The organism is Pseudomonas sp. Sample_21, from assembly GCF_004307525.1.
Classification (GTDB): domain Bacteria; phylum Pseudomonadota; class Gammaproteobacteria; order Pseudomonadales; family Pseudomonadaceae; genus Aquipseudomonas; species Aquipseudomonas atacamensis.
In genome coordinates this window covers 19,137-33,564 of record NZ_RCNZ01000036.1, presented here as the reverse complement: position 1 = coordinate 33,564, position 14,428 = coordinate 19,137, and the positions used below count along the sequence as shown (strand labels likewise).

Annotated in this window: 15 protein-coding genes; 11 read left to right on the top strand and 4 right to left on the bottom strand. The window is 58.1% G+C overall.

Going from position 1 to position 14,428, the window contains the following annotated elements; all coding sequences use genetic code 11:
• Positions 1–34 precede the first annotated feature (34 nt).
• From D8U71_RS04690 to D8U71_RS04660, 7 genes are all read left to right on the top strand, one after another.
• Complete coding sequence (locus tag D8U71_RS04690) at positions 35–931, top strand: LysR family transcriptional regulator (RefSeq protein ID WP_016774759.1); 897 nt, start codon at positions 35–37, stop codon at positions 929–931.
• Between the two features lie 323 nt (positions 932–1,254).
• Positions 1,255–1,995 (top strand): SDR family oxidoreductase, encoded by a 741-nt coding sequence (locus D8U71_RS04685; protein ID WP_125927060.1) that lies wholly within the window; start codon positions 1,255–1,257, stop codon positions 1,993–1,995.
• Between the two features lie 95 nt (positions 1,996–2,090).
• On the top strand, positions 2,091–2,984 hold the full coding sequence (locus D8U71_RS04680; RefSeq protein WP_122706226.1) for a LysR family transcriptional regulator: 894 nt from the start codon (positions 2,091–2,093) through the stop codon (positions 2,982–2,984).
• A gap of 185 nt (positions 2,985–3,169) precedes the next feature.
• The gene (locus D8U71_RS04675) at positions 3,170–3,688 is read left to right on the top strand and encodes a sigma-70 family RNA polymerase sigma factor (protein ID WP_051600722.1); all 519 of its coding nucleotides are present in this window, start codon (positions 3,170–3,172) and stop codon (positions 3,686–3,688) included.
• Positions 3,675–4,655: a FecR domain-containing protein gene (locus D8U71_RS04670; RefSeq protein ID WP_130887251.1), complete on the top strand. Its 981-nt coding sequence runs from the start codon at positions 3,675–3,677 to the stop codon at positions 4,653–4,655. Before D8U71_RS04675 ends, D8U71_RS04670 begins: the two co-directional genes overlap by 14 nt.
• Positions 4,656–4,776: 121 nt before the next feature.
• Positions 4,777–7,167 (top strand): TonB-dependent siderophore receptor, encoded by a 2,391-nt coding sequence (locus tag D8U71_RS04665; protein ID WP_125927063.1) that lies wholly within the window; start codon positions 4,777–4,779, stop codon positions 7,165–7,167.
• Positions 7,168–7,289: 122 nt separating this feature from the next.
• Positions 7,290–7,775, top strand: a complete 486-nt coding sequence (locus D8U71_RS04660) for a DUF6130 family protein (RefSeq protein WP_125927064.1) — start codon at positions 7,290–7,292, stop codon at positions 7,773–7,775.
• A 59-nt stretch (positions 7,776–7,834) separates the two neighbouring features.
• Here D8U71_RS04660 and D8U71_RS04655 read toward each other — a convergent pair whose 3' ends face one another.
• From D8U71_RS04655 to D8U71_RS04645, 3 genes are all read right to left on the bottom strand, one after another.
• Positions 7,835–9,289, bottom strand: coding sequence for a TrkH family potassium uptake protein (locus tag D8U71_RS04655; protein WP_130887250.1), 1,455 nt, complete (start codon positions 9,287–9,289; stop codon positions 7,835–7,837).
• A gap of 284 nt (positions 9,290–9,573) precedes the next feature.
• Positions 9,574–9,864: a hypothetical protein gene (locus D8U71_RS04650; RefSeq protein ID WP_130887249.1), complete on the bottom strand. Its 291-nt coding sequence runs from the start codon at positions 9,862–9,864 to the stop codon at positions 9,574–9,576.
• Complete coding sequence (locus tag D8U71_RS04645) at positions 9,861–10,679, bottom strand: NAD(P)H-dependent oxidoreductase (protein ID WP_130887248.1); 819 nt, start codon at positions 10,677–10,679, stop codon at positions 9,861–9,863. The genes D8U71_RS04650 and D8U71_RS04645 overlap by 4 nt, the downstream gene beginning before the upstream one ends.
• Positions 10,680–10,768: 89 nt before the next feature.
• On the opposite strand from D8U71_RS04645, the gene D8U71_RS04640 reads away from it, so the two are divergent.
• Positions 10,769–11,692, top strand: coding sequence for a LysR family transcriptional regulator (locus D8U71_RS04640; RefSeq protein ID WP_130887247.1), 924 nt, complete (start codon positions 10,769–10,771; stop codon positions 11,690–11,692).
• 205 nt (positions 11,693–11,897) lie between these two features.
• On the opposite strand, the gene D8U71_RS04635 is transcribed toward D8U71_RS04640, so the two are convergent.
• Complete coding sequence (locus D8U71_RS04635; protein ID WP_024012997.1) at positions 11,898–12,209, bottom strand: hypothetical protein; 312 nt, start codon at positions 12,207–12,209, stop codon at positions 11,898–11,900.
• Between the two features lie 354 nt (positions 12,210–12,563).
• Here D8U71_RS04635 and folE point away from each other — a divergent pair, with 354 nt between their 5' ends.
• Genes folE through D8U71_RS04620 form a run of 3 tightly spaced genes read left to right on the top strand, consistent with a single transcriptional unit; the run spans position 12,564 to position 14,416 of the window.
• Entirely contained in the window at positions 12,564–13,121 is a 558-nt protein-coding gene (gene folE / locus D8U71_RS04630; protein ID WP_016774771.1) for a GTP cyclohydrolase I FolE, read from the top strand.
• Positions 13,122–13,166: 45 nt separating this feature from the next.
• A complete protein-coding gene (locus D8U71_RS04625) occupies positions 13,167–13,709 on the top strand; it encodes a DUF3833 domain-containing protein (RefSeq protein WP_076562880.1) in 543 nt (180 codons plus the stop codon).
• Positions 13,706–14,416: an SDR family oxidoreductase gene (locus tag D8U71_RS04620; protein ID WP_130887246.1), complete on the top strand. Its 711-nt coding sequence runs from the start codon at positions 13,706–13,708 to the stop codon at positions 14,414–14,416. The genes D8U71_RS04625 and D8U71_RS04620 overlap by 4 nt, the downstream gene beginning before the upstream one ends.
• Positions 14,417–14,428: the final 12 nt, after the last annotated feature.

The window sequence follows — 14,428 nt, the reverse complement described above, 5'->3', positions numbered from 1 at the left end:
TGCGTAGCTGCGTGACAAAAAAAGGAACGTGGAAATGGATATAGAAGAGCTTGAAACCTTTGTAGAAGTGGCCGATGCCGGCGGCATTTCCCGTGCGGCAACGCGCCTGGGCACGTCGAAATCTATCGTCAGTCGCCGGCTTGCCCGCCTGGAAGCAGAGCTGGGCGTGCAACTGATGGCGCGTACCACCCGCGGTGCGGCCCTTACCGAAGCTGGGGCGACCTTCCGCGACTACGCCGCCAGAATATGCGCTGAGGCCGAGTCGGCACGCGATGCGATCTTGCCTTCCGGCGAGCTTTGTGGCCGCCTGCGGATCGCCGCGCCCCTGACTTTGGGGCCAATACATTTCGCGCCGATCCTCGCGGAAATGGCCAGGCGTCACCCACAGCTTCATGTGCAAACGAACTACACCGATCGTTTCGTTGACCTCATCGCCGAGGGGTATGACTGCGCGATACGGGTGGGCTACCTGCCCGATTCCAACATGATCGCCCGGTGTATCGGACCGATCTTTGGCCAATTGGTAGCAAGCCCCGTCTATATCAAGGCGCATGGAGCGCCCGAAACACCCGACGAAGTCGTCAGCCACCAAGCACTGATGCAAGGCAATGAATCGTGGTCATTCATGGATGGTGACACGATGGTTACGGTGCGCCCGCAGGGAACGTTCAAAGCCGACAATGGCACCGCATTGCTGGCCGCAGCTTTGGCCGGCATCGGCATTGCCTGGTTACCTGACTGGGTCACGCATGAGCATTTGGCGAGCGGCGCACTTGTAGCGATCATGACGGATTATCCGCCGCCTCCAGCAGGCGCTTATGTAGTTCGACCGCCAGGCCAGCACCCTGCGCGAAAGATAAGGGTGCTCACCGAATTGCTGCTTGAATACTGCGACCAGGCGGCACATATTCCTGAGTCGCCACAGAGCTGAAAGACCCGATTGCAAGCTCCCTTAGAGTGAGTCCTGAAAGCAAAGTATGGATACCAGGCTTACTTATTGATCCATCAGAGCTATCGCGGCTAATACGTCCAGTCCTGATCAGCGCACCCGAATATTTCTCCAAAGTTTCATTCCTCACTCGCGAATAACGCCAACACCCGGTTGGATGTTCCGATTTGTGCGACACAGTAATACAACCCACGAGACTACAAACCAAGGAACTGGATCCCTAATATCCGCCCCCGTATCGGCACGCTTGCACCATCCCTGGTGAATGCGCGCGGCCAAATAACTGCATGCCAGACAGGTGAGTAATGATCGATTTGGAAGGAAAACGTGCGTTGGTGACGGGAGGAGCTCGCGGGATCGGCGCCGCTATCGCAGTGGCACTGGCAGAGAATGGCGCCGATGTTGCGTTCACCTACCAGCAGTCGACGGAAAAAGCTGAGGCAGTGGCCAAATTCATCGCTGATAAAGGGCGTCGTGCTATCGCGATTCAAGCCGACAGTGCCAACCCGCAAGCCATTGAATGCGCAGTCGCGCAGGCCATCTCGACGCTGGGCGGCCTCGATATTCTCGTCAATAGCGCGGCTATCGGCTTGAACGGAATGATCGCCGACATTGATGTAGACGACTATCAAGCACTGATGGATATCAACGTGCGAGGCCCCGTCCTGTTCGCAAAGGCGGTCATCCCGCATCTGCCCGCTGGCGGAAGAATCATCACAATTGGCTCGGGACTGGCAGAGCGGGTGCCCTTTGCGGGTGTAACAGCCTATGCAATGTCCAAGTCGGCGTTGCTCGCATTCACCCGGGGTTTGTCACGTGAACTCGGCCCCACCGGCATAACCGTTAATCTTGTTCAGCCGGGATCGGTCGACACCGACGCAAATCCAGCCGACGGCCCCGCCGGCGACTTTCAGCGGAGCCTGTCGTCCTTGGGACGTTTTGGCGAGCCTCGCGAGGTTGCGAGTGCGGTGGTCTATCTGGCCAGTCCTGCCGCGAGCCTGATCACTGGCGCCATCCTGACCGTGGACGGCGGTGCGATCGCTTGACTAACGCTCAGGCAGCTGTCCGCAGTGGACGCCTGCCATGGACTGTTGGTCAGGGGTTGAAACGCACTAATGGCCATTTGCAGAGGCAGGAAGCATTGGATATTGATGATCTTCGAACCTTCGTCGAGGTAGCCGACGCGGGTGGTGTTTCGTCGGCGGCCCGGCGACTGGGTGTTGCGAAATCGATAATAAGCCGCAGGCTTCTGAAGCTGGAAACCCAACTGGGTGTGCAGCTATTGGCCAGGACAACCCGTGGTGCTGCTGTCACCGAAGCGGGAGCCGCCTTGCGAGAGTATGCGGCGCGGATCGTCGCTGAGTTTGACGCGGCCAGGGACGCCATTGTTCCAGATGGAGACCTTCGAGGCCGCTTCCGGATCGCAGCACCGATCTCGTACGGCCCGACACATATTGCCCCCGTGCTTGCTGAAATGGGGCGACGCCACCCTCTCCTGCACATTCATGCAAGTTACAGCGATCGTATCGTCGATCTGATTGGCGAGGGCTTCGATTGTGCTATTCGGGTCGGCCATTTACAGAGCTCCAATTTCATCGCAAAGCGTGTGGGCAGCATTCACGGCAAACTCGTGGCAAGCCCAGGCTATGTGAGTACACATGGAGCGCCAGAGGCTCCCCACGAGATTCTTGCGCATGAATCTCTTATGCAAGGTGCGGAAACCTGGCGGTTTATGGATGGCCAAAAGTCCATCATGGTTAATCCCCAAGGGCGCTTCAAGGCTGACAATCCTGTCGCGCTCGCCGCGGCAGCCGTTGCAGGTCTGGGTCTAGGGTACCTTTCTGACAGCGTCATCGACGAGCACATCAAATCTGGCGCATTGGTGTCCGTCATGCACAGATATCCCCCTGTTCCGGCGGGTATTTACATTGTTCGCCCCCAAAGCCAGCACCCTGCGCGAAAGATACGGGTGCTGACGGACATGCTGGTCGATTGGTTCGCAGATGTGAGCCCGGGCAACGTCCTCTCCCTTTAGAAGGCAAGCCACTCGGGACGGCGAGCGTTCAATCTATCCAATTGCCGGACGCATCTTCCACTCGTAGTTCCTGCACAACCATGCCATTCGCCTGCATGCAGGCGCTGAGCTGCGCATGTTTGCCTAAGATCAATCGCCTGAGTAGAATGCGATTCATTATCAATCATGTATGTCCCGGGATGCCGATGCGTAGCGACGAAACACTAGGTACTGCAGATCCAGGGCTGCTCTATCGCACCCACTTCTCGTGGTTACAGGGCTGGCTGATTCGGCGCATCGGCTGTCGCGACAACGCCGCAGATCTGGCGCAGGACACCTTTGTGCGAGTGCTCAAGCACCGCCATCAGTCCGGCGCCCTGCGCGAACCCCGCGCCTATTTGAGCAGCATCGCCCGCGGTCTGATGATTGATCAGTATCGTCGTCGCGAACTGGAACGTGCCTACCTGGAAAGCATCACCTTGCTGCCGCAACACGAGGTTCCATCGGAAGAAAGCCGGCTGATGATTCTCGATGCGCTGGAGCGCATAGACCGTCTGCTCGACTCGCTTAAACCAAGAGTTCGACAGGCGTTTTTATTTGCCCGACTCGACGGTCTGACCTGCGCGCAAATCGCCGAAAAGCTCGGTGTTTCCCGCGCGACGGTGGAGCGCGATCTGGCCACGGCCCTGCAACATTGCTATCGCTTGCGTTATGTCGAGGCCTGAGCCCGAGGCGCTGGATCCGGCCATTGTCGACCAGGCAATCCAATGGCTGGTGCGCCTTCGCTTCAATCAAGCCGATGAACAGACACAGCGCACGTTTGAGCACTGGCTGCAGCAGCGCCCGGAGCATGTGTTGGCGTGGCAGCGTGTGGAAACGCTGGGAAATGAATTCGAAGGCGTGCCAGCTCAACTGGCTCGACAAACCCTTAAGGGCGCCCAACATGGAATGCGCCGGCGGGAAAGCCTGAAGCTACTGGGCGTATTGGCGACGGTCGGCACGGCAGCCTGGCTCGGCCGCGACTACACCCCCCTGCCCTCCATGCTGGCACAACAACGCAGCAGCACCGGCGAGCAACGACGTTTCGAACTCGATGATGGCAGCCTTATTCAGCTCAATAGCGATAGCGCCGTCGACAGCGATTTCGACCCCCAGCGGCGCCTGATCATCCTGCGCCGTGGTGAAATCATCGTGAATGTCGGCGCGGATCAACACTCGCCGAAAGCGCGACCACTCTGGGTGCAATCACGCGACGGGATCATGCGAGCCCACAGCTCGCGCTTTCTGGTCCGCGAGCGTGACGACGGTACTCTGGTCGCGGCCCAAAAAGGATCAGTCACGGTGTTCCCCGGTTCCAGTCAAGCGTCTGCGAGCCGCAACGTCCTGGCAGGAAACCAACTGCTGTTCACATCAAGTGACGCCCGAACGTTCAGGGACAACGGCCTTGATCCATGGGGTTGGGGTGACGGAGTGATCAGTGCGAACCATATGCGCCTTGGTGACTTCATCGCAGAGTTGTCGCGTTATCGCCCAGGAGTCCTGCGCTGCGCCGAAGAGGTCGCTGATCGTCGCGTTTCCGGCACCTTCCAGCTCGCCGACAACGATCGGGTCCTGGCATTGATCGCGCAGTCACTGCGCCTGCACATTGATTACCGAACCCGTTACTGGGTCACCGTAACCGCTGCCACCTGACTCCACCCGAATATTTTTTCGCTACCTGAAAAATAATGAGGTGGTTTCTCATTCTCGTTCGACCTGTAAGGAAGGCCGGAATACAGGCCAGTCTGCCGATGTCCTTTCTTGGAGCGAGAAAATGAGTTCGTCCCCGGTTTCACAGCGCCATCCATTAAGTCGTGCCATGCACGGTGCGATTTTGGGTTTGATCGTGAGCAGCTACGCATTGCCATCGCTGGCGCAAACCTCGGGCGCTGATCACAGCACTCAAGTCAAACAGTGGAATATCGCCCCCGGGCCACTGGCGCCGGCGCTTGACCGCTTTGCGCGCGAGGCTGGCATCAGTCTTTCCTTCGACGCCTCGAGTGTGGCGAACCGCACCACGGCTGGCGTGAATGGCTCGCTCGAAACGTCGGCAGCGCTGTCATCCCTGCTCCAGGGCAGCGAATTGCAGATCGAACAGCAAGGCCCAAATGCTTACCTGCTGACCCCTCAAGCAAAAACCGCCGGCCCGCTGGAACTCGACGCAACGGCCGTCGAGGACTACCGCCTCGCCCCGCTCATCATCAATGCCAAGGTTCGGGTCAGTGCCGACGACGACGCCAACTCGGTGGTTGCCAAGGAGCTCTGGGTGGGCGGCAAGGTGGCCACCAGCATTCTCAATACACCGGCATCGGTGTCGGTGGTGACCAACAAGGAAATGCAGCAACGCAGCGTCAGCACCACGGAAGAAGCGCTGCAATATACGCCGGGCGTGGTCAGTGACTTTTATGGTACGGATGATCGCAACGACTATTTCCAGATCCGCGGCTTCCAGGCCACCACCTACCGTGACGGCTTGACCCTCAGCTCGATGCGCGGCGTACGCGAAGACCCATTCGCCTATGAGCGCATCGAGATTCTGCGTGGCGCCAACTCCACCCTGTTTGGCCCTGCGGACCCGGGCGGTTCGGTAAATTTCGTGACCAAACAGCCGCGCTTCGAGAAGTTTGGCCAAGGCTATGTGACCTACGGTTCGTTTGACCATGTCGAGACAGGCATCGATGTCGGCGATGCGCTGAACGACGAAAAAACCCTGGCCGGCCGCTTTACTGCCAAAGGCCAGAACAGCGATCGCGAGTACGATCATTCGCAGGACGACAACCAGTTGTTTATGGGTGGCCTCACCTGGGCACCGACGGATTACACGTCGGCCACGATGATTCTGGACTACCTGAAAACCGAGAGTTCGCCCAACAGCGGCGGCTATCCACTGGATCGGGAATACGACCGCAGCAAGTTCTATGGCGAGCCCAGCTACAACTTCCACGATGTCGAGCGCACCAGCCTCAGCGGTAACGTCACCCATGATTTCGACAACGGTTTCGTGCTGCGCAGCAATCTGCGTTACAGCAAGTTGACCGATGATTTCGGCTACGTGTACCTCAGCGACAGCGCCGCACGTGTCGGTACCACCGTTGATCGATACCTGTTTGGCACCGACACTGAAGCCGACCAGTTCAACGGCAATCTGATGCTGCAATACGATGCCCGCTTCGAGAACATCGACAGCAGCAGCCTGGTGGGCGTGGAGTACCTCGATTCGACCACCAAGGAAAGCTCGGTCTACGCCCTGACGACCCCGATCGACATTGCCAACCCTGTGTTTACTGGCGTTCCACGCTCAATCGCGCCGTATGCCGTCAACAAGCGAGACGCGACCACCAAGGCCGTCTTCCTTCAGCAGAACCTGTCGTTCTACGAGCGTTTCATCGTCACCGGAGGCGTGCGCAACGACTCGATGGACCTGACCAGCAAAGGCTTGCAATCCACTGAGAAAGACACCTTCTCCGAAACCTCCTACCGAGGTGCGTTGACCTATATCGTCAACGATGAGGTGTCCACCTACGTGAGCATGGTCGAATCCGTCTCGCCGCCGCAGGTTGGCGTGACACCGCAGACAGGCAGGCAGTACGAAGTGGGCGTGAAGTATGCGCCGATGGGGATGGACGCATTGTTCTCCGCCGCGGTGTATGACTTGACCCAGGAAAACGTCACCATCGCCGTGGTGCTGCCGAGCGGCATCATCGAGCAACAGACGGTGGGCGAATCACGTGCACGCGGCCTCGACCTGGAGGCCAAGGCGCAGGTGACGCAAAACCTGAGCCTGATCGGTGGCTATTCCTATATGGAGTCCGAGGTACTGCGCGGTTCGTTGTATGACGGCAGTTCCCTGAAGGGCAACGAGTTCGCCACGGCACCCAAGCACTCCGCTTCGCTGTGGAGTTACTACGACGTACCCGCCACCGATGTCAGCGTGGGCCTGGGTGCGCGCTACGTCGGCGCTTATTACTTCGATGCAGCCAACTCCGGCAAAAGCGATGGCACTACCCTGTTCGACGCTGCCTTCAACTACAAGATCGCCAAGGGCACCGACCTGGCCGTGAACGTCAGCAACCTGCTGGACGAGCAGCACGTGGTCGGCTCCGGCACCGCGAACTTCTACAACCCGGGCCGCGAGATTACCGCCAAGCTGAGCTACAACTGGTAAGCAGACGGGTAAGCATTTTTCCCCATAAAGAAAACGGTGCCCGCGTTACCGCGAGCACCGTTAACTACGGGCAATACCCAGCTTGATCTACGCTTGAATGAAATCACGCGGAGAAACAGATCATGTCCCTCGCTCCCGGAAGTCTATTGGCCCTGGCTTTGGGTGTCTGCTTTTGCACATCCGTACTTGGACAAGGGGCAGCAGACAGCGATTCTCCACCGGCGATACTGCCCTTGGCATCCGAGAGTGCGCCGAGACTCATTGCCTACCCGCCGCTTGCCGAGCCGCTCGCCCGTGGAGTGGTCATCATCCAGTTTCGAACAGAGCACGCCAGGATCATGCCGGTTTTTGGCAAGGTGGCTGCGCAGGTATCACCACGCTTAGGTCACCTTCACGTGACCGTCGATGACTGGAAAGGTACGTGGGCGCACACCAGTGAAGACCCGATTATCCTGGTCGGGCTAACGCCCGGTCCTCACAAGGTTCTCTTGGAAGTGGCCGACCCGACGCACCAGATCATCACCAGTACGACAGTGAGTTTTACAGTACCGGAGAAGAAACCGATGGACGCTCCCCGTACTGACGATCATCACGCGGTAAAACCATGACTGCTGTGCTATTCGCCGAAACAGGCAATGATCGGCGTCTCTGCCAGCGATTGACTGGCTCAATATCTCCAGAAAACCGGGGTCACGAGCACCAACACCGTCAGGATTTCCAACCGGCCTAGCAGCATGCCAACGGTGAGTAGCCATTTGGCCGCATCTGGCAGTGACGAGAAATTACCTGCCGGCCCGATGATTGTGCCCAGGCCGGGGCCGACGTTACACACCGCCGTAGCGGCACCGCTCAGGGCGGTAATCCAATCAAGCCCGATCAGCGCCAGGCCCAAAGCAATGGCGGCAATCGTGATGGTGAAAAAAAACGAGAAGGTCAGCAGCGAGCGGACGATTTCCTCGTTGATGGGATGGCCGTTGTATTTTTTCTGAATCACGGCCCGAGGGTGAATCAACTGCTTCAAGCTGCTGACCAGAAGCGCGGCAGCCACCTGAAAACGGAAGATTTTCAGCCCGCCTGCCGTTGAGCCGGAGCAGCCACCGACGAAGGTCAGATAGAAAAACAGCAACACAGCGAAGCTGCCCCACAAGGTGTAGTCGCCAACCGCAATTCCGGTGGTCGTGACGACCGAGGTCACATTGACCGCCACGATACGAAACGCGTCCCACCATCCGTAGTCGCTGTGAAAATACAGCCAGGTACCTACTGCCAACGATGTGACGAGCAGGAATCCAATAAACCCGCGTACCTGGTGGTCCCTGATCAGCGCACGCCGATTGCCCCGACAGGTTGCGACGTACAAGGTGAATGGCAGGCTGCCCAGGATCATGATGACTACCGCCACCCAGTGAATTGCTGGCTGCTCCCAGTGCCCGAGGGAGGAGTCCGACGTCGAGAACCCGCCGGTGGAGATCAACGACATTGCGTGGTTGATCGCTTCGAATGGGGTCATTCCTGCGAGCCAGAGCGCCAAAGTGCCGACACCCGTCAGGCCCAGATAGAGCAAAAGGATGTACTTGGCTGCAACATGAGAACGTGGTGTCACTTTCTCCGACCAGTCCGAGGACTCTGTCTGGAAAAGACGCATGCCGCCGACTCGCAAGAGCGGAAGAATCGCGACAGCCATGCCGATAAAACCGATGCCGCCTAGCCAGTGCAGCATGGAACGCCAGATCAACAAGCCGGGAGAGGCGCTATCCAGACCGGTGAGTACCGTCGAGCCAGTGGTTGTGATGCCCGACATCGTTTCAAAGAACGCATCGGTGTAGCTGATATCGCTGATGAAAACCATGGGTAACGCTGCGAAGGCGCACACAACAACCCAGCTAGCGGTAGTCAACAGGTACATGTCCCTGGGCCGAAGATTGCCAGTCTCCGGACGCCCTCGCATGATCAACAGCAGACCACAGATGAAGGTAATCAGACTCGACCAGAGAAAGGCCGACAGATCGTCGCTATGCTCATAGACCACCAGCGTCATCATGGGTATAGCCATGCTTACCGCCAGGGTGATCAAAAAAATACCCAAAATGAAGCCGATAAGCCGAATTGCTGCGAGGGACATCACGATACCGTTCCAAATTAGCGCCGCGCAGTATCGGATGCCCTCAATAAAGACTGCGTAAATTCTCCGTAAAATTTTGACCTGCAATCAGTCAGGCTGCGGGAGTCAAAGCGTGGCTATGAGTCAATTACAGGCCTTCGCAACAGGCCGGAAACGGCAGAAGCCGCCAGTGCCGGCCCTCTTCGCATCAAACGAGTCCCGGCCTGACGCTGCATGCTGCGCGTTAAATCTGGCTGCAGCATGCAGCGCCGTGCAAACGGAAGTTGATCTGCGCTGATCGCTCATCAGGAGGAAACGAGTTTCTCGTAATCAGAGAAGGGCTTGAGCGCGCAGTACTGCACGTGTAGCAGATTCCCTTTGACGTAAGGCAACGCCTCGATGTAATCACGCGCCTCTTCGAAGGTGGCGGACTCCAGTTCAAACGCGGCACCGGGACCAGCGGCCAGCCCATGAACTGCGCGCACGATACCGTCAGCGAAGCCTTGCCAAACGTGCACTACCTCCGGTTTCGCCAGCCGCTTGAAGTCTTCTGCCGCTCCATCAGCACGGCGAGTCAGAATCACGAAGGTTTTCATGTCACCTCCTCCGTTTTCAGCTGCTTGCGCTGGATTGTTTCACCATAAGCGACGTGCGCCATTATGCCGCTCTGGCCCACGGCCACATGCGGTTTAAGCTCATTGCGGGGAGTGTAGTCCCCACCGTTTTGGGGCCGGAAGGGTATTGGCGCATCTGTGAACAAATCCTCGAGTCGGGTGCGCCAAGCCTCTTTGGCTGCGACGGCATCTGCGGCGGTCAAGTTGCCAGTGCCGTATATGGCGAACGTCGGCAGCACATCGAACCCAGGAAAGTAGAGCGAGCCGTGCGTGATCGGAAACAGCAATTGCTCGAGTGGTCCGTTGATGCCGCGCGGCGAGTAGTCTTCTGCGGGGCCGCCGACAGCGACTGACAACATGGCCCGCTTGCCCTTGAAGGCGCCGTCACCATAGCGGTAGGCGTTGCCAGCGTCCTTGTAGCCGTGGGCGAGTCCGGCTGCCCAGACGCGATCTATCCATCCCTTCATGATGGCCGGCATGCCGTACCACCAGAGCGGAAATTGGAAGATGACAACGTCTGCCGCTAGAACCTTGTCTTGCTCCGCCGCCACGTCAGGGCTTTGGCGGCGATGACGATAGGCGTGGGCGGACTCTGCTCCGAACGACAGCCGCTGAGGGTTGGCCCGCTGAGGAAAGTCGTTCTCGTCAAATATCGCTTTCCAGCCCATGGCGTATAGATCGGATTGCAGGACATCGTGTCCTTGCGCAGTCAAGCATTCAACAGACACATCCACCAGTTGCCGCGTTAGCGACGAAGGCTCGGGATGGGCATAGATGATCAGTACTTTTTTCGACATGAAGGACGGCTCCGCTGTGATTTCGAAGGAGTGTCGCGGGGCTCGGGCCATCTGTGAAATCGCAAAATTTTGCTGCTAACATAAGATCGATGGATACCAGACGCCTTGATCTAAATCTGCTTGTGACGTTGGAGGCCCTTCTCATTGAGCAGAACGTGACCCGGGCTGCCGCCCGTCTGCATTTGAGCCAGCCAGCAGTCAGCGCTCAGTTGAGCCGTCTGCGCGACGTCTTCAACGACCCTCTTCTGATCCCCGCGCAGCGTGGAATGACGCCCACCGTCAAAGCCTTGGAGCTGCTCGTGCCGCTTCGCCAGGCACTTGACCAGGTAAGGGCGACCGTCACTACTCATCTGAATTTCGAGCCCGCGACGGCGAGCCTGACGGTATCAATCGCCTGCACGGATTACGTGCAGGCGGTTTTGATCAAACATCTCGTTGTCGCCATGCGACGCGAAGCGCCGGGTGTTCGCATCGCACTGCGCATCCTGGACGTACCACAGCTGGAGCTGCAGATGACCCGCGGCGAGGTGGATCTGGCCGTGATAAACATGAACGGGGTTCCGCCCGCACTGCACTCGCAACACCTCTATGATGAGAGTTACGTGCTGATCGGGCGTCGTGGGCATCCAAGCCTGCGCGCGGACCTGACCGTGGATGAGTTCGCGCAGCTGGAACATGTCGTGGTGTCACTGCGCGGCGGAGGCTTCTCTACCTCGGTGGATCACGCCTTGGTAGCGCGCGGGCTGCGGCGTAACGTCGTTCATTCAGCGTCGTCATTCCTTCCCGTACCGGAGTTGGTCGCGCAGTCGGATTGTGTGGCCCTGGTTCCAAGTCGTCTTGTAGACGGTCGCAGCGAGCAACTGCTGTGCGTAGCCCCTCCCTTGCCGGTGGAAGGTTTTGCGATTGGCTTGTTCTGGCATGAGCGGTCGGATGGGCATGCCGGCTTCAAATGGGTACGTGAGTTCATCACTCGCGTGGCCGATTCTCGTGCATCCGATTATGGCAACCCATGAACTCTGACAACCTCGAAACCCGTCCAGACAAGCTAGCGTGTCGAGTACTCGATAGGTCAAAGGCTCGCTGGTTGGCTCGCTCTTGCAAGCTCGTTGAGGCAATAAATCTACATCCATCTACGTATGGCCGATTATGGTTTTATCGGCATACCTGAATGACTGTTTTTGGCCGGAAGCTGCCTCCCACGCAGCGAACCGTGAATGGTCACTCGTCAAACAAGGTCCAGCCATGGCAAATGCCGGCAAAGTCTTTTGCCGTAAAAAATAATGTCAGTTCCTTTGGGTCAAATTCTTTGTAGAGCCAATGCCCAGGAATGGGGCCTCTCGTTATCACGTATTCCAAGCGGTATTTTTGAACAGGTCCAAAACCGAAGGAGTGTGAATTCAACTCAAACCTGTCACCTCTGTTGAGCGCCCATAGCTTTTCAACAAGGCAGTCATCAAGCACCACCTCTCCTGCTACCTCAACGAGATACTTTGAATGAAGTTTCTGTTGAAGCCTAACGCTTCTGGCCATGCATCAACCTACCTCTGAACAGTCCGAGCATCGGCACAATAATACTTGAACATGATGATGACCGCTTTGGGTTGAAAAAAGTGCGTTGGGCGTCCGCTTTTGGTCGATAGCTGCCATTCGCCACTGGCAGCTATCAGCTGAGACGCTCATACATCTGGCCCAAGCAAACTACTCACCAAACCTGGCCCCAGCTTTTTCCTGCCTGCAATCCCAAACCCGCACAAAAAAACCACCGATGCGTTGTCAGTTGATCCTTTTCAGCCTATCTTCAATAAAACCTATACAGCCAACCTGTATGCGTACAACCTTTTCACCCGACTGTGTCCCTAACCCGCACCGCCACGAGTAACCCGAATGAGCCCACTATTAGCCAGCCATTACCGTGAAATCCTCGTTGGCGTCGGTGAAAACCCGGAACGCGAGGGGTTGCTGGATACGCCCCAGCGCGCCGCCAAGGCGATGCAATACCTGTGCAACGGTTACGCGATGAGCCTGGAAGACGTCACCAACGGTGCGCTGTTCGAGTCGCAGAGCGATGAGATGGTGATCGTCAGCGACATCGAGCTCTATTCGCTGTGTGAGCACCATATGCTGCCGTTTATCGGCAAGGCACATGTGGCGTACATCCCCACGGGCCGGGTGCTGGGGCTGTCGAAGGTCGCGCGGGTGGTCGACATGTTCGCGCGGCGTCTGCAGATCCAGGAAAACCTCACTCGGCAGATTGCTCAGGCGATCCAGCAGATCACCGATGCTGCCGGTGTCGCGGTGGTTATTGAAGCCAGGCACATGTGCATGATGATGCGCGGCGTCGAGAAGCAGAATTCGATCATGACCTCCTCGGTCATGCTCGGTGCCTTTCGCGACAGCTCGACGACGCGGCAGGAATTTCTCCAGCTCATCGGCCGGCGCTAGGCCTATACACAGCCTGTTAACTGTACAAGCACAAGGAGTAGGAAGATGACCCGATTTCTGCTGCTGTTAGGACTGGCGCTCAGCATTGCAAGCTGCGGCAGTGTCGATGTTGCTCGTTATGCGGATCAGCAACCGGCTTTGAATCTGGAGCAGTTTTTCAGCCAGCCCGTCAAAGCCTGGGGCATGTTCCAGAAGCGCAACGGCGAAGTGGTCAAGCGTTTCGAGGTAGATATCGCCAGCCGTCGTGAAGGTGAAAACCTGATCCTCGACGAGCGCTTCCGTTACAGCGACGGCACCCGTGAACGCCGAGTCTGGACCCTCACTCCTGGCGGCAATGGTCAGTGGAGCGGTCGCGCGCACGATGTGGTCGGGGTTGCGCAGGGCCAGATCGCAGGCAACACCTTCCACTGGCGTTATCGCCTGAACCTGCCGGTTGACGACTCGACCTACGAGATGAGCATGGACGACTGGATGTACCTGGTCGACGAAGACACGTTGATCAACCGCACCCGTATGTCCAAGTGGGGTTTCGAAGTCGGTCAGGTGACGGTGTTCTTCCGGCGCCAGAACGCTGGAGCGAACCCATGAGCAGCGGGTTGACCCTCGCCTCGTTCGGCGACGGTTATCGCGCCTTGGTGATCGGTGCCAGTGGCGCCCTCGGCACGGCGTTCTGCCAACATTTGAACCAGGATCCACGCTGCGCCAGCGTCCGTGCGCTGGGACGCAAAACTGTGCCGAAGCTCGACCTCGAGCAGCCCGAAACGATCGCCAGCGCCGCCGCCGAACTGGCAGGCGAAGCGCCCTATCACCTGATCATTCACGCGGCCGGCCTCCTCCATCGTGACCGGATCAAGCCGGAAAAAAGCTACAGCGCGATCGACGCCGAGTCGCTGCAGGCCGTGTTCCAGGTCAACACGCTGGGGCCGGCATTGCTGCTGCGCGACTTTCTGCCATTGCTTGCGCCTCAAAGCGCGATGGCGATGCTGTCGGCGAAAGTCGGCAGCATCGGCGACAACCGTCTGGGTGGCTGGTACGCCTATCGCGCCTCCAAGGCTGCGCTGAACATGTTGATCAAGACCGCCGCTATCGAACTCTCGCGCACGCGACCGCAGAGTCGCTTGCTCAGTCTGCACCCGGGCACGGTGGTCTCGCCGTTGTCGCAACCTTTTCGCGGAGCCTCGAGCGCCCGCCCGGCAGACATTGCCGCTGCGCAATTACTGAGTCTGATTGACACGCTGACGCCGGCCGATAGCGGCCATTTCTTCGCCTACGATGGAGAACGCCTGCCCTGGTAGGCAAGGAGTGAA

Excerpts from the sequence above, each read along its gene's own strand:
- D8U71_RS04660 (WP_125927064.1), top strand. The coding sequence starts at position 7,290 with ATGTCCCTCGCTCCCGGAAGTCTATTGGCCCTGGCTTTGGGTGTCTGC.
- D8U71_RS04670 (WP_130887251.1), top strand. The coding sequence starts at position 3,675 with ATGTCGAGGCCTGAGCCCGAGGCGCTGGATCCGGCCATTGTCGACCAG.
- D8U71_RS04625 (WP_076562880.1), top strand. The coding sequence starts at position 13,167 with ATGACCCGATTTCTGCTGCTGTTAGGACTGGCGCTCAGCATTGCAAGC.
- D8U71_RS04635 (WP_024012997.1), bottom strand. The coding sequence starts at position 12,209 with ATGGCCAGAAGCGTTAGGCTTCAACAGAAACTTCATTCAAAGTATCTC.
- D8U71_RS04690 (WP_016774759.1), top strand. The coding sequence starts at position 35 with ATGGATATAGAAGAGCTTGAAACCTTTGTAGAAGTGGCCGATGCCGGC.
- D8U71_RS04645 (WP_130887248.1), bottom strand. The coding sequence starts at position 10,679 with ATGTCGAAAAAAGTACTGATCATCTATGCCCATCCCGAGCCTTCGTCG.
- D8U71_RS04650 (WP_130887249.1), bottom strand. The coding sequence starts at position 9,864 with ATGAAAACCTTCGTGATTCTGACTCGCCGTGCTGATGGAGCGGCAGAA.
- D8U71_RS04665 (WP_125927063.1), top strand. The coding sequence starts at position 4,777 with ATGAGTTCGTCCCCGGTTTCACAGCGCCATCCATTAAGTCGTGCCATG.
- D8U71_RS04655 (WP_130887250.1), bottom strand. The coding sequence starts at position 9,289 with ATGTCCCTCGCAGCAATTCGGCTTATCGGCTTCATTTTGGGTATTTTT.
- D8U71_RS04685 (WP_125927060.1), top strand. The coding sequence starts at position 1,255 with ATGATCGATTTGGAAGGAAAACGTGCGTTGGTGACGGGAGGAGCTCGC.
- D8U71_RS04620 (WP_130887246.1), top strand. The coding sequence starts at position 13,706 with ATGAGCAGCGGGTTGACCCTCGCCTCGTTCGGCGACGGTTATCGCGCC.
- folE (WP_016774771.1), top strand. The coding sequence starts at position 12,564 with ATGAGCCCACTATTAGCCAGCCATTACCGTGAAATCCTCGTTGGCGTC.
- D8U71_RS04640 (WP_130887247.1), top strand. The coding sequence starts at position 10,769 with ATGGATACCAGACGCCTTGATCTAAATCTGCTTGTGACGTTGGAGGCC.
- D8U71_RS04675 (WP_051600722.1), top strand. The coding sequence starts at position 3,170 with ATGCGTAGCGACGAAACACTAGGTACTGCAGATCCAGGGCTGCTCTAT.